This window comes from Burkholderia reimsis (assembly GCF_003294055.1).
Classification (GTDB): domain Bacteria; phylum Pseudomonadota; class Gammaproteobacteria; order Burkholderiales; family Burkholderiaceae; genus Burkholderia; species Burkholderia cepacia.
Genome location: NZ_QMFZ01000015.1, coordinates 65,547 through 78,146, shown reverse-complemented (window position 1 = coordinate 78,146; position 12,600 = coordinate 65,547). Strand labels below are relative to the sequence as shown.

The 12,600-nt window shown below is 66.3% G+C and carries 9 protein-coding genes and 1 pseudogene; 3 read left to right on the top strand and 7 right to left on the bottom strand.

What is annotated here, in order from left to right; genetic code table 11:
• Window positions 1-5: 5 nt before the first annotated feature.
• Window positions 6-2,198: an NHL repeat-containing protein gene (locus DPV79_RS18750; protein ID WP_165843534.1), complete on the bottom strand. Its 2,193-nt coding sequence runs from the start codon at window positions 2,196-2,198 to the stop codon at window positions 6-8.
• A 488-nt stretch (window positions 2,199-2,686) separates the two neighbouring features.
• On the opposite strand from DPV79_RS18750, the gene DPV79_RS18745 reads away from it, so the two are divergent.
• The 3 genes and pseudogenes from DPV79_RS18745 to DPV79_RS18735 all read left to right on the top strand — a co-directional run.
• Entirely contained in the window at window positions 2,687-3,751 is a 1,065-nt protein-coding gene (locus DPV79_RS18745; protein WP_113046129.1) for an acyltransferase family protein, read from the top strand.
• 35 nt (window positions 3,752-3,786) lie between these two features.
• Window positions 3,787-4,833: a GDP-mannose 4,6-dehydratase gene (gmd, locus tag DPV79_RS18740; protein ID WP_113046128.1), complete on the top strand. Its 1,047-nt coding sequence runs from the start codon at window positions 3,787-3,789 to the stop codon at window positions 4,831-4,833.
• Window positions 4,820-5,767: pseudogene (locus tag DPV79_RS18735) on the top strand (NAD-dependent epimerase/dehydratase family protein); the annotation flags it as partial. The gene gmd and the pseudogene DPV79_RS18735, both read left to right, overlap by 14 nt.
• Before the next feature lie 129 nt (window positions 5,768-5,896).
• Here DPV79_RS18735 and DPV79_RS18730 read toward each other — a convergent pair.
• From DPV79_RS18730 to accD, 6 genes are all read right to left on the bottom strand, one after another.
• Window positions 5,897-7,087: an O-succinylhomoserine sulfhydrylase gene (locus DPV79_RS18730; RefSeq protein WP_048022068.1), complete on the bottom strand. Its 1,191-nt coding sequence runs from the start codon at window positions 7,085-7,087 to the stop codon at window positions 5,897-5,899.
• 247 nt (window positions 7,088-7,334) lie between these two features.
• Window positions 7,335-8,867, bottom strand: coding sequence for an amidophosphoribosyltransferase (purF, locus tag DPV79_RS18720; protein ID WP_021158732.1), 1,533 nt, complete (start codon window positions 8,865-8,867; stop codon window positions 7,335-7,337).
• A 51-nt stretch (window positions 8,868-8,918) separates the two neighbouring features.
• Window positions 8,919-9,413: a CvpA family protein gene (locus DPV79_RS18715; protein ID WP_006491262.1), complete on the bottom strand. Its 495-nt coding sequence runs from the start codon at window positions 9,411-9,413 to the stop codon at window positions 8,919-8,921.
• 6 nt (window positions 9,414-9,419) lie between these two features.
• A complete protein-coding gene (locus DPV79_RS18710) occupies window positions 9,420-10,259 on the bottom strand; it encodes an SPOR domain-containing protein (RefSeq protein WP_113046126.1) in 840 nt (279 codons plus the stop codon).
• A gap of 29 nt (window positions 10,260-10,288) precedes the next feature.
• Window positions 10,289-11,599 (bottom strand): bifunctional tetrahydrofolate synthase/dihydrofolate synthase, encoded by a 1,311-nt coding sequence (gene folC, locus DPV79_RS18705; RefSeq protein ID WP_021158730.1) that lies wholly within the window; start codon window positions 11,597-11,599, stop codon window positions 10,289-10,291.
• Window positions 11,600-11,699: 100 nt separating this feature from the next.
• The gene (accD, locus tag DPV79_RS18700; RefSeq protein WP_021158729.1) at window positions 11,700-12,572 is read right to left on the bottom strand and encodes an acetyl-CoA carboxylase, carboxyltransferase subunit beta; all 873 of its coding nucleotides are present in this window, start codon (window positions 12,570-12,572) and stop codon (window positions 11,700-11,702) included.
• Between the last annotated feature and the right edge of the window lie 28 nt (window positions 12,573-12,600).

Here is a 12,600-nt window from a genome sequence, read left to right as displayed (position 1 = left end):
GTCCGTCACGGTTTCCAGCGATACATCAGCACCTTGCCGCGCGCGTCTTCCTCGACGAACACGAGGTACTCGCCGTTCTCGCGCCGGAACGCGCTGATGCCGAACGGCACGTCGACCCAGCCGGATGCCTTGCCGACCTCGGCGCCCGGGCTCATCACGCCCACTTCCTTGCCGGTTTCCTTGTCGTACACGTGGATCTTGCCGACCGGCTCCACCCCGAACAGGTAGCGGCCCTCGGCCGTGATCCCGATCAGGTCGAAGATCGGCTTCGCGTCGAGCTGCCACGGCAGCGCGACCTGGTAGCGCACGACCGGCGAGCCCGTCGACCACTTGTCGAAGCGGACCAGCACACGGCCCACTTCCTTGTTGATGCCCGGCTGCGGCGGGGCATCGGCCGTGTAACCGGTCACGTACAGCGTGTCCGTCTGCGCGTCGTAGATCGAGCGGCGCAGCTGCGTGAACGGCTGCGGCATCGGATAGGTCGTGACCTTGTCGTACGAGTAGATCGGGTTGCCGGCCTTGTCGACGCCGCCGTACTGGAAGCGGTGGATGCCGCGCACGTCGCTCGTGCGCCAGATGTCGCCCTTCGTGTCGACCCACCAGCCCCAGCCGCCCGCCTTCGCCTTGCCGGTGGTATTGATCTCGAACTCGTCGGCATCCAGCCGGCCGTTGCCGTTCGCGTCGCGCCACAGCCAGTCGCCGCCCGGCGGCTTGTTCGGCACGTTGTCGACCGGCCGCGCGCGGCCCGCGATCAGACCGGACGGAATCGCGACTTCGCCGTCGCGCTTCGCGTCGAAGCGGTAGATCTTCAGGTGATCGGCGTACATGTCCGTCAGGTACAGGAACGTGCGGCCGTCGAGGCGCCGCGCGATCGGCATGCCGGGCCACTGGTCCGTATGGAACACGGGGTCGTCCGGATACTTGAAGCGGTTCGACAGGAAGCCGACGTATTTCCAGTCCTGGCCCGGCGGCTTCGACAGGTCGAGCTCGAAGCGCTTGTTGCCCGTGTACACGCTGTTCGGCCGCGCCGGGTCGAGCCATGCGCCGTCGACGAACAGCAGCCCCTGCACCTGCCAGCGCAGCTTGCCGTCCGGCGTGTAGCTTTCGAGCACGGCGCCGAGCCCCGCACCGATCGTGTCGTGACGCGGCCCGATGCCGTTCATCGACACGTAGATGTTGCCCGCCCGGTCGACACCGACGCCCGTCAGCCCGTTGAAACGCTGCGGCCCGGGCCGGCCCGGCACCGGGCCCGCGAAGATGCCGCCGCGCTCGCCGAGCGTGCCCGACTGCGCATAACCCTTGCCGCCTTTCGAGAAGATCAGGATCTGCTGGCGCGGCCCGTTGTCCGCGACGAGCACGCGCCCTTTCGCGTCGACTGCCACGTCCACCGCATCGGTGCCTTCCGGCAGCGCGGGGGCGTCGTCGAGCTTGCGGCCGTCGGCGCGCACGTGCGCGAGGTGCGCGGGCCCCTTGATCGTGTCCGTGAGCAGCCACAACGTGCCGTCGCCCGCGAGCGCGATGCGGCCCGGCTCGTGCGCGCTCCACGTACCCTTCTGCTGCATCGTCTCCGCGTCGTACACGTCCACCGCGTCGCGCGTCGGATTCGTCGCGAACAGCGTCTTGTCGTCGGCCGCGAGGCCGCCGACTTCCGCCTTCTGCTCACCCGTTTCCGAGCGCGCGGGCGCCGCCACCTCGTTCATCACCATGAAGCTCGCGGCCATCCGCGCGCGGCCGGCATCGGCACGCCCGCCCGGGGCCACCTGCGGCGCCGCGCGGAACGGCGCCGGCTGCTTCATGTCGCCGATCGTGCGGCGCGAGATGCCGAACCACTGCTTGCCCTTGTCCGGCCAGATGCCCGGCGACTGCAGGTGGCCGCGCTCGTTGCCGACACCGATCGCGACGTACGCATATTTGCTGTTCACGGCGATCGCGCTGCCGCCGAGGTTGCCCCAGCCGTGCGTGCCGCCGGCGAAGCCGAGCATCTTCCCGTCCTGGTAGACGCTCGCTTCGGCGCCGCTCTCGTCCCATGGCGCATTCGTATACACCTTGCCTTCAGGCGTCACCGCGATCGCGCGGATGTCGATCTGCGTCCAGCTGCCGTCGCCATAGCCGAACGTATTGCCGATCCACGACGTCGTCGCGGGCAACACCGTTTCGGCCGGTACGGCGCTCGTCAGCAGCGTCGCGCATACCGTCATGCCTACCAGAATCAGACGTCGCAATGCGCTTCTCCAGACTTGATGCAACAGCGACCGGCACCGCTGCCGGCGCACCCTGTCGCTAAATGGGTTTCAAACGTCGCGATGCAGGTTACAAGCAAAAATAATCACAAGAAATTTGGAAATATTTGGGGATGTTTCCGCCTGAAATATCGAACCGGAACAGACGCGCAAAGACACCCGAAAACGGCAATTACGACCGCCTTTCGCCTTCCAGTCTGTAGAAAGTGCCGCTTTTCTCCGCCTGGCGGGGCCTCCCGGGCGGCGACCATTCATCCCTCTACCGAATTAACCGGCATTTGAATGTTTGTCGTCAGATAAATGACGCGCGTTTTTTTGCCGATTTCTTTTCCCTAGAATCGATTTCGATTCGATATTTCATTTAATGGCATGCATTACGTTCACGTTTACGCATCGGATGTGCGACTCGCCCCGGCTCAGGCCGCGCGTCGCGAAGGAGCGGCGCGATGACGGGCCTCTCGCGACCCGCGGCCCCCACGCCGCCGCAACACGGCCGCATCGCGCAGCTCGACGGGCTGCGCGCGATCGCGGTGGGCGCCGTGTTCCTGCAGCACGCGCTGAAGGCGCCGCTGTGGATGGGTGTCGACCTGTTCTTCGTGCTGAGCGGCCTGCTGATCACCGGCATCCTGCTCGATCGCAAGGCGCGCGGGCAGTCGTACTTCAGCCACTTCTACGCACGCCGCGTGCGCCGCATCCTGCCGCCGTACGTGTTGCTGCTGGTGGTGTCGACGATCCTGTTCGGTGCGGGCTGGCTGCCGCACTGGCCGTGGTTCGCGTTCTTCTCGACCAACATCGGGCTGTCGCTCGGCAGCATCGGCCACGACAGCCTGAACGTGTTGTGGTCGCTCGCGGTCGAGGAGCAGTTCTACATCTTCTGGCCGTTCGTCGTGCTGTGGTGCTCCGAGCGCGCGCTGCTGTGGATCGCCGCCGCGCTGATCGTCGCGGCCCCCGTGCTGCGCGCGATCGCGACGCCGTGGTTCGACTCGTTCTGGCCGATCTACTACCTGACGCCGTTCCGGATGGACCTGCTCGCCGCCGGCGCGCTGCTCGCGATCGTGCTGCGCCGCGACCGGCGCGCGCTGGAACCGTTCTATCCGCTCGCGATCGTCGGCGCGCTCGTGTCGCTCGCGATCCTCGGCTGGCTGCACCTGTCGTTCCCGCGTTTTCGCGCCGCGAACACGCCGCTGTCGAACGCCGCGCTCTACAGCATCTCGCTGCTGCTGTGCACGTCGATCGTCGTGATCGCGCTGCGCGGCCGCGGCCTCGTGCAGCGCGTGCTGACGAACCCGATGCTCGTCTACGTGGGCACCGTCAGCTACACCGTGTACCTGATCCACCTCAGCGTGCTGTACGCGCTGTGGCCGCTGCACCTGAACCGCTTCGTCACGGCCGCGCTGGCGCTCGCGATCACGCTCGCGTACGCGACCGTGAGCTGGTACGGCTTCGAACGGCGCCTGACGCGCGGCCCCGCACGCCGTGCGCTGCCGGCCGCCGCCGGCACGACCGCCTGACTTTCACCCTCCATCGTTTCTACCAGGACAACGTCATGAGCCAAACTCGCAAGAAGGCCATCATCACCGGGATCTCGGGGCAAGACGGCGCCTACCTGACCAAGCTGCTGCTCGACAAGGGCTACGAGGTCACGGGCACCTACCGCCGCACCAGCTCGGTGAATTTCTGGCGCATCGCCGAGCTCGGCGTCGACGCGCACCCGAACCTCACGCTCGTCGAACACGACCTGACCGACGCCGGCTCGAGCCTGCGCCTGCTCGAACGCACGCAGCCCGACGAGCTGTACAACCTCGCCGCGCAAAGCTTCGTCGGCGTGTCGTTCGACCAGCCGGCGACGACCGCCGAAGTGACCGGCCTGGGTCCGTTGAACCTGCTCGAGGCGATTCGCGTCGTGAGCCCGAAGACGCGCTTCTACCAGGCGTCGACGTCGGAGATGTTCGGCAAGGTGCAGTCGATCCCGCAGACGGAAGCGACTTCGTTCTATCCGCGCAGCCCGTACGGCGTCGCGAAGCTGTACGCGCACTGGATGACGGTGAACTACCGCGAATCGTATGGCCTGTTCGGCAGCAGCGGCATCCTGTTCAACCACGAATCGCCGCTGCGCGGCCGCGAGTTCGTCACGCGCAAGATCACCGACACCATCGCGAAGATCAAGCTCGGCAAGGCGACCCGCCTCGAGCTTGGCAACCTCGACGCGAAGCGCGACTGGGGTTTTGCACTTGAATATGTCGAAGGCATGTGGCGCATGCTGCAGGCCGACGAACCCGACACCTACGTGCTCGCGACCAACCGCACCGAGACCGTACGCGATTTCGTGCGGATGGCGTTCGCGGCGGCCGGCTACCAGATCGAATGGACCGGCAAGGGCGAACAGGAACGCGGCCTTGATGTGGCGACGGGCAACGTGCTCGTCGAAGTGAATCCGAAGTTCTATCGTCCCGCTGAAGTCGACCTGCTGATCGGCTGCGCGGACAAGGCCAAAAGCAAGCTCGGCTGGGCGCCGAAGACGACGCTCGAACAGCTTTGCCAGATGATGGTCGAGGCAGATCTGACGCGGAATCAACACCATGACACGTTCTGATACCGAGCACACCCGGCGCCGTGCATTCGTCACGGGCCTGACGGGCTTCACCGGCCGCTATATGGTGCAACACCTCGAGGCGGCCGGCTACGACATCTGGGGCACGGTCGCACCGGGCTCGCCACCGTCGGACGATCCGATGTTCGTGAACTGCACGCTGTTGCCCGTCGACCTGCTCGACGCGGATGCGGTACGCGCGGCCGCGGCCGACGCGCGCCCCGATGCAGTCGTGCATCTCGCCGCGCGCGCGCATGTCACCCAGGACGATCCGGCGCAAACCTACGCGGTCAACGTTGTCGGCACGCGCAACCTGCTGGCCGCGCTCGCGGGACTCGACCGCCGCCCGTCGGCCGTGCTGCTCGCCAGCAGCGCGAATATCTACGGCAACTCGACAGCGGGCGTGCTCGACGAAAGCGTCCCGCCCGACCCCGCGAACGACTACGCGATCAGCAAGCTCGCGATGGAATATGCTGCAAAGCTGTGGGCCGACCGGCTGCCGATCGTGATCGCACGGCCGTTCAACTACACGGGCGTCGGTCAGAGCGACTCGTATCTGCTTCCGAAGCTCGTCGCGCACTACGCACGCAACGAACCGCGCATCTCGCTCGGCAATCTGGACGTACGCCGCGATTTCTCCGATGTGCGCGATGTGACGGCCGCTTACGTAAGGCTGATCGAAACCGCGCCTGCCGGCGAGATACTCAATGTCTGTTCGGAGCGCGCGTATTCGCTGAAGGAAGTGCTGGCGATGCTGTCGCGCATCGCCGGATACGTGATCGACGTAACGATCGATCCGCGCTTCGTGCGGCCCAACGAGGTGAAGAGCCTGAGCGGATCACGCGACAAGCTGCGGCGCGCAGTAGGTGAGCTACCGGTCACGCCGCTCGACGAAACGCTGCGATGGATGGTGAGTGCGATGCGGGACGACACACCGCCGCCCGCCCGCCCGCTGAACGGGTCGCGCACGCGCGACGGTGTGCGCCGGGACTACGCCGCTGAAGGCGACAGTTCATCGTCGCCGGCGCGCCCGGTCGCATCGCTATGAGGGCGCCTGGCGCCCCGCTCAGCCTTCCAGCCCGCGCGCGAGATCCTTGCGCAGGTCGCCCGCATCCTCCAGGCCCACCGACAGGCGGATCAGCCCTTCGCTGATCCCCGCTGCCGCGCGCGCCTCCGGCGTGATGCGGCCGTGCGTGGTGGTCGCCGGATGCGTAATGGTCGTACGCGTGTCGCCGAGGTTGCCGGTGATCGAGATCAGCTTCGTGTTGTCGATCACGCGCCAGGCATTCGCACGCTGCTGTTCGGGCGTGTCGCCCTTCAGCTCGAACGACAGGATCGCCCCGCCCGCCTTCTGCTGACGCTTCGCGAGTTCGTGCTGCGGGTGCGATTCGAGGCCCGGATGAAACACGCGCGCGACGGCCGGATGCGAATCGAGCCAGCGCGCGATCTCCAGCGCGTTCGCCGATTGCTTCTCGACGCGCAGCGACAGCGTCTCCATCCCCTTCAGCAGCACCCACGCGTTGAACGCCGACAGCGTCGGGCCCGCGCTGCGCACGAACGGGAACACCTTGCCCATGATGAATTCCTTCGAGCCGACCAGCGCGCCGCCGAGCACGCGGCCCTGGCCGTCGAGGAATTTCGTCGCCGAGTGCATCACGACATCCGCGCCGAGCTTCAGCGGCTGCTGCAGCACCGGGCTGCAGAAACAGTTGTCGACGACGAACAGCGCGTTCGATGCCTTCGCGATCTTGCCGATCGCCTCGATGTCGGCGAGTTCGGTCAGCGGGTTCGACGGCGTCTCGAGGAAGAACATCTTCGTTTCCGGACGCACGGCTTCCTTCCACGCGTTCAGGTCGGTCGGGTCGACGAAGGTCGTCGTGATCCCGAACTTGTTGAAGATCTGCGAGAACATCCCGAGCGTCGAGCCGAACAGGCTGCGCGAGCTGACGAGGTGGTCGCCGGCCTGCAGCGCGGCCATCACGACCGACATGATCGCGGCCATCCCGGATGCCGTCGCAATGCACGCCTCGCCGCCTTCGAGCGCCGCGAGACGATCCTGGAACATCGTGACGGTCGGGTTCGTGAAGCGCGAATAGGTGAAGTAGTCTTCCGAATTCGCGAAGCGCTCGGCCGCGTCGGCCGCGCTCTGGAAGCAGAAGCTCGACGTGAGGAACAGCGCTTCCGAGTGCTCGTTGAAGTCGCTGCGCAGCGTGCCCGCGCGCACGGCAAGCGTGTCGAAGTTGAGGGAGTCGTCCATGTTCCGTTTTCCGTATCCGATGGCCACGCGCGTCGCGCAGGCCAGATCAAAACCAGGCCCAAAAACAAAAAGCCCGCTATGCGTCGGCATCAGCGGGCTTCGGTGCGGTACGACAGCGATCGACTCGGGCCGGTTGCCACCGGCCTTCGCTTTAGCTGTTTTGGGAAGTCGCCCCGCGTCCGCAAGCTGATATCAAATCGACGCAAGGCCACATCCTATCACGCCTCGATCAAAGCGTGCGCCGGTGTCACTCGACCGACAGCTGCAGGTTCATCTGCGAACGTTCGGTGTCGCCGGCCGTATCGCGATCGGCCTGCGACGCCGGCGTGAGGCGCGCGCGCTCGATCGCATCGAGATACTCGGGCGTCACGTCGCCGGTGATGTAGTTGCCGTCGAAGCACGACGCCTCGAAGCGTTCGAGCTTCGGGTTGATGTCGCGCACCGCGCGGCGCAGGTCGTCGACGTCCTGGTAGATCAGGTGGTCGGCGCCGATGATCTTCGCGACGTCTTCGTCGGTGCGGCCGTGTGCGACGAGCTCACCGCGCGTCGGCATGTCGATGCCGTACACGTTCGGGAACTTCACGGGCGGCGCGGCCGACGCGAAGATCACCGACTTCGCGCCAGCGTCACGCGCCATCTGCACGATCTCGTGCGAGGTCGTGCCGCGCACGATCGAATCGTCGACGATCAGCACGTTCTTGTCCTTGAACTCGATGCTCATCGCATTGAGCTTCTGGCGCACCGACTTCTTGCGCACGGCCTGCCCCGGCATGATGAAGGTGCGGCCGACGTAGCGGTTCTTGAAGAAGCCTTCGCGGTACTCGACGCCGAGCTTCGCGGCGACCTGCATCGCGGCCGGGCGCGACGAATCGGGAATCGGCATCACGACGTCGATCGGCACGTTCGGCAGTTCGCGCTTGATCTTCTCGGCGAGATAGTCGCCCATGCGCAGGCGCACGTTGTAGACCGGCACGCCGTCGAGGCACGAATCCGGACGCGCGAGGTACACGTATTCGAACATGCACGGGTTCAGCGTCGGGTTCTCCGCGCACTGCTGGCTGTGGAAGTTGCCGGCCTTGTCGATGAAGATCGCTTCGCCCGGCTCCAGGTCGCGCACGAATTCGAAACCGATGCCTTCGACCGCGACCGACTCCGACGCGACCATCCATTCGGTGCCGTGCTCGGTCTCGAGCTTGCCGATGCAGAGCGGGCGGATGCCGAACGGGTCGCGGAACGCGAGCAGGCCGTAGCCGGCGATCAGCGACACGATCGCATACGAACCCTGCAGGCGGCGATGCACGCCCGAGACGGCCTTGAACACCGAGGCCGGATCGAGCTCGAGGCCCGTGGTCGACAGTTGCAGCTCGTGCGCGAACACGTTGAGCAGCACTTCGCTGTCGGAATTGGTGTTGATGTGCCGGCGGTCGATCCGGAACATCTCGTCCTTCAGTTGCTGCCAGTTCGTCAGGTTGCCGTTGTGCGCGAGGATGATCCCGAACGGCGCGTTCACGTAGAACGGCTGCGCCTCGGCTTCGCTCGACGCCGAGCCGGCCGTCGGGTAGCGCACCTGGCCGATGCCGTAGGTGCCGGGCAGGCTGCGCATGTTGCGCGTGCGGAACACGTCGCGCACCATGCCGTTCGCCTTGTACATGTGGAAATTGCTGCCGTCCGCCGTCGCGATGCCCGCCGCGTCCTGACCGCGATGCTGCAGCAGCAGCAGGCTGTCATAGATCAGCTGGTTGACCGGGGATTGGGAGATAACGCCTACGATGCCGCACATGGCATGTCCTTCAGAATGACAAAATCGGTTCCGTCCTGCCCAGCCGCGTCGTCACACGCGTACGTACTGGGCCATGCCGTCGGGCAGGAGCTGCTTCAGCTCGTGCACGCCCTGTTCGGCGAAAGGACGCAATAGCGCATTGCGCCAGAAATCCTGTTTGGGCAGTTCGGTCAGCCCGGCCGCCGCGACCAGCAGCACCACCAGCACGCAGCCGCGGACGAGCCCGAACATCATGCCCAGCGAGCGGTCGACGCCGCCCAGGCCACTGGCCTGCGCGATCCGCGACAGCAGCGCGTTCGCGACGCCGGCGACCAGCACCACGCCGATCACGACCAACGCGAAGGCGATCACCCACTGCGTCAGCGCACCGCCCGGCCAGTTCGCCGGTATATACGGTACGACCAATCCGACGTAGCGGCCCGCGATCACGATCGCCGCGATCCAGCCGATCAGCCCGAAAATCTCGGACACGAAGCCGCGCCACGCACCGCGCAGCGCCGACAACACGATCACCGCCAATACAGCGTAGTCGAAAGCCGTCAGCATCGTGCGTTACTGCGTCAGACCGGCTTCGCGCACCTTCGCGATCGCGGCGGAAGCCGCCGCGCGATCCGCGAACGGGCCTGCACGCAACAGTGTAGCCGTGCTGCCATCCGACTGCTTGCGATGCTCGACATATGCGGGCACGCCCGCCGATTTCAACTTGGTGGCCCACGAACGGGCCGTCGCGTCGTCCTTGAACGACCCGAGCTGCACCGCGAAGCGTGCACCGGCCGGTGACGACGGCGACGACGCGTCGCCGCTGTCCGGGCTCGCGGCGTCGGCATTCGCGACGGCCGCGGGTGCGGGCTTCGGCGCAGCCGGCTTCGCCGCGGGCGCAGCCGGTTTCGGCGCAGGCTTCGGCGGCGTCACGCTCGCCGTGGTCGTGGTATCGGGTTTCGCGGCCGGCTTGGCGGCATCCTTCGGCGCGGGCGCCGGTGCGGCCGCAACGGCCGTGTCGGATGCCGGCGGTTCGTCATGCGCGACGCCGGCCTGCACGTCGGACACATCGTCGTCGCGCGGCGCGACCGCCTGATGCGCGGGCCGGTTCGGGATGTCGATCGCGATGTCGTCGGTGACCGGCTTCGGGTGCGAATCGAGCACCATCGGCAGCACGATCACCGCGGCGACGACGAGCGCGATCGCGCCGACGAGGCGACGGCGTGCGCGTTGCTTTTCTGGAAGGGTCGGATCGAGGAGCAGCGCGTCCGATTCCGGACGTTCGGTGCGGCGCGAGCGGCGCTCGACGCGTTCAGTGGTGCGCTCCGTGCGCACGTTCCGGGAGGTCCCGGTGCGACCGCCGCGCCGCGGGGGCGCGTCGTCGTCTTTCTTGCCGAACGAGAAAATTCCCATGAATGGCTGAGTCCGAAACTGCCCGTCAGTCAGTGTTGCTGCGATTTACGGTAGGCCAGCACGCCGGCAACCGTATGGAAACTGCCGAAAACCACGATTCTATCATTCTCGGATGCTCTTTTTAGTGCATCGCGAAACGCTTCGGCGGGCGACGTGTAACGCGTGACGCTCGAATCGGGCCCCTCCTCCACGCCGGCCTTGCGCAGCGCGGCTTCGAGCTGCTCGGCGGTGGCCGCACGCGGCAGCGGCAGGTCGGTCACGCACCAGTGGTCGATCTCGCCCTTCAGGTGCTGCAGCACGCCGTCGATGTCCTTGTCGTGCATCGCGCCGAACACCGCGTACGTGTACGGGAAGAAACCCATGTTGCCGAGGTTCTGCTCGAGCACGGCCGATGCATGCGGGTTGTGCGCGACGTCGAGCACGATCGCCGGCTTGCCGGGCAGCACCTGGAAGCGCCCCGGCAGCTCGACGTTCGCGAGACCGAGCCGGATGTCCTGCGCCGACACCGGCAGCACCGGGCGCAACGCCTCGAGCGCGGCAAGCGCGGCCGATGCATTGATCAGCTGATTCGCGCCGCGCAGCGCCGGATACGCCAGCGCCGGATAGCGCTTCTCGCGACCGAGGTAGCTCCACTGCTGGCGCTCCGCGCCTGCCTGCGCCTCGTAGCGGAAATCGCGGCCGACGAGCCACAGGTCGGCGCCGATCGCTTCCGCGTGGTCGATCAGCGTTTGCGGTGCGGCCGGATCGCCGCAGATCGCCGGCTTGCCGGCACGGAAGATCCCGGCCTTCTCGAACGCGATCTTCTCGCGCGTGTCGCCGAGGTATTCGGTGTGGTCGATGTCGATGCTCGTGACGATCGCGCAATCGGTATCGATGATGTTGACCGCGTCCAGCCGGCCGCCGAGGCCGACTTCGAGGATCACCGCGTCCAGCCCGCGCGACGCGAACAGGTGCAGGATCGCGAGCGTCGTGAATTCGAAGTACGTGAGCGACACGGGCTCGGGCAACGACGTGCGCGCGGCTTCGACGGCCTCGAAGTGCGGCAGCAGTTCGTCATCGGTGACGTTCTGCCCGTTCACGCGCGCGCGCTCGTTGAATTCGAGCAGGTGCGGCGACGTGTGGCAGCCGACCTTGTAGCCCGCGCGCACGAGGATCGTCTCGAGGAACGCGCAGGTCGAACCCTTGCCGTTCGTGCCGCCGACGGTAATGACGGGGCACGCGAATTCGAGCTGCAGCGCCGCCTTGACCTGCCCGATGCGGGTCAGGCCCATGTCGATGCCGACCGGGTGCGCGCGTTCGAGATGCGAAAGCCACGCGTCGAGAGTGGGAAAAGTGCTCATCGGTTCAAATCTGGATCGGTACCGCCACTACGCCAAAAAACGAAGCGCGTCGCCTGACGCGGAAGCCAGGCGACGCGCAGAGTTCACAACCTTGCGCCGGTCAAGCCAGCGCGTCGGCCGGCTGTCGCTGCAGCAGCGCGAGCAGTTGCGCGATCTCGTCGCGCATCTTGCGACGGTCGACGATCATGTCGATCGCGCCCGTCTTGATCAGGAATTCGGCGCGCTGGAAGCCTTCCGGGAGCTTCTCGCGGACCGTCTGCTCGATCACGCGCGGGCCGGCGAAGCCGATCAGCGCCTTCGGTTCGGCGATCACGACGTCGCCGAGGAATGCAAAGCTCGCCGACACGCCGCCCATCGTCGGGTCGGTCAGCACCGAAATGAACGGCAGCTTCGCTTCGGCCAGCTTGGTCAGCATCGCGGTGGTTTTCGCCATCTGCATCAGCGACAGCAGGCTTTCCTGCATCCGTGCACCGCCCGACGCGGTGAAGCAGATGAACGGCACCTGCTGTTCGAGCGCGTTCTGCGCGCCGCGTGCGAAGCGCTCGCCGACCACCGAGCCCATCGAGCCGCCCATGAACGAGAACTCGAAGCAGGCCGCGACCACCGGCAGCGTGTGGATCGCACCGCCCATCACGACCATCGCGTCGGTCTCGCCCGTGTCGTCCATCGCTTCCTTCAGACGATCGGGGTACTTGCGGCTGTCCTTGAACTTCAGCGTGTCGACCGGCACGACTTCCTGACCGATTTCATAACGGCCTTCCGGATCGAGCAGCCCGTCGAGGCGCTCACGCGCGCCGATGCGCATGTGGTGATCGCACTTCGGGCACACGTGCAGGTTCGCGTCCACGTCGTTGCGGTACAGCACGGCCTCGCAGGACGGGCACTTGACCCACAGGCCTTCCGGAATGCCCTTGCGGCTTTTCGGGTCGGTCTGCTTGATCTTCGGCGGCAACAGTTTGTCGAGCCAGCTCATCGTATGGTTTCCTGTTCCGTGGCGGGCC

Excerpts from the sequence above, each read along its gene's own strand:
- DPV79_RS18745 (WP_113046129.1), top strand. The coding sequence starts at position 2,687 with ATGACGGGCCTCTCGCGACCCGCGGCCCCCACGCCGCCGCAACACGGC.
- DPV79_RS18715 (WP_006491262.1), bottom strand. The coding sequence starts at position 9,413 with ATGCTGACGGCTTTCGACTACGCTGTATTGGCGGTGATCGTGTTGTCG.
- accD (WP_021158729.1), bottom strand. The coding sequence starts at position 12,572 with ATGAGCTGGCTCGACAAACTGTTGCCGCCGAAGATCAAGCAGACCGAC.
- gmd (WP_113046128.1), top strand. The coding sequence starts at position 3,787 with ATGAGCCAAACTCGCAAGAAGGCCATCATCACCGGGATCTCGGGGCAA.
- purF (WP_021158732.1), bottom strand. The coding sequence starts at position 8,867 with ATGTGCGGCATCGTAGGCGTTATCTCCCAATCCCCGGTCAACCAGCTG.
- folC (WP_021158730.1), bottom strand. The coding sequence starts at position 11,599 with ATGAGCACTTTTCCCACTCTCGACGCGTGGCTTTCGCATCTCGAACGC.
- DPV79_RS18710 (WP_113046126.1), bottom strand. The coding sequence starts at position 10,259 with ATGGGAATTTTCTCGTTCGGCAAGAAAGACGACGACGCGCCCCCGCGG.
- DPV79_RS18750 (WP_165843534.1), bottom strand. The coding sequence starts at position 2,198 with ATGACGGTATGCGCGACGCTGCTGACGAGCGCCGTACCGGCCGAAACG.
- DPV79_RS18730 (WP_048022068.1), bottom strand. The coding sequence starts at position 7,087 with ATGGACGACTCCCTCAACTTCGACACGCTTGCCGTGCGCGCGGGCACG.